The sequence below is a fragment of the Oleiphilus sp. HI0086 genome (assembly GCF_001635225.1).
In genome coordinates this window covers 1-747 of record NZ_LWFZ01000540.1, presented here as the reverse complement: position 1 = coordinate 747, position 747 = coordinate 1, and the positions used below count along the sequence as shown (strand labels likewise).

The 747-nt window shown below is 43.5% G+C and carries 1 protein-coding gene and 1 tRNA gene; both read right to left on the bottom strand.

Going from position 1 to position 747, the window contains the following annotated elements; genetic code table 11:
• Positions 1 to 359 precede the first annotated feature (359 nt).
• A tRNA-Glu gene (locus A3756_RS06565) sits at positions 360 to 435 on the bottom strand.
• Between the two features lie 74 nt (positions 436 to 509).
• Positions 510 to 747 (bottom strand): hypothetical protein (locus tag A3756_RS28645; protein ID WP_231875497.1); only part of this gene is annotated, 238 nt, incomplete at its 5' end.

The window sequence follows — 747 nt, the reverse complement described above, 5'->3', positions numbered from 1 at the left end:
AAAACCCGTGACGTTGCTAGGTTGCCATCAAAGCTACTAATGGGGGTGTCGCATTCACTGCGAAAGAGTAGCTCGTAACCAGTGACTGTTTTTGAACGGTCGTAAATTGGTTGTCTGGCAAGTAATACGTCGTTTTTATCGGTCATACTTTGTCTCAATAGAAAATCCCTAAATCGCACCAAAACTTGTTCGGATAAGTTGGGCGCGTAGTTTGTCTATAAGCAGTTTAGTTGACGCGGGTAAAAACAGGTGGAAAATGGTGCAAAAAAACGTAAAAAGATTGGGTTGGTATCTATATCTAGGGGGAGACTAAGTTCTTGGAAGTATTCGAGAGGTATTGGAGAAGTTAAGAAGGAAAATGGCGTCCCCTAGGGGAGTCGAACCCCTGTTACCGCCGTGAAAGGGCGGTGTCCTAGGCCTCTAGACGAAGGGGACGCAACTGCTTCTCCGTCGAAGTGGCGCGTATACTAGAGAAGAGGCTCGACCAAGTCAACACTTTAAATAAAAAACTATTCAATTTGTTGTAAGCAAGCTTTGAGATTGTTTGCAGTGAGGTCAAATGCTGCAAGAGTGCCCTTACGTTTTATTAGATTTTGGTACTGTTTTAATACTTTATGATGCGTAGTAGGAATCTGAGCTTCTAATTTTTCTTGCGAAAGTCCCTGGTCGATGAGCAGGATAATCTCGAATCGAAGTTTGTTTTCACCAGAGCAAAAATAGTATGCGTGCTCGGCCAAATCTATGGCG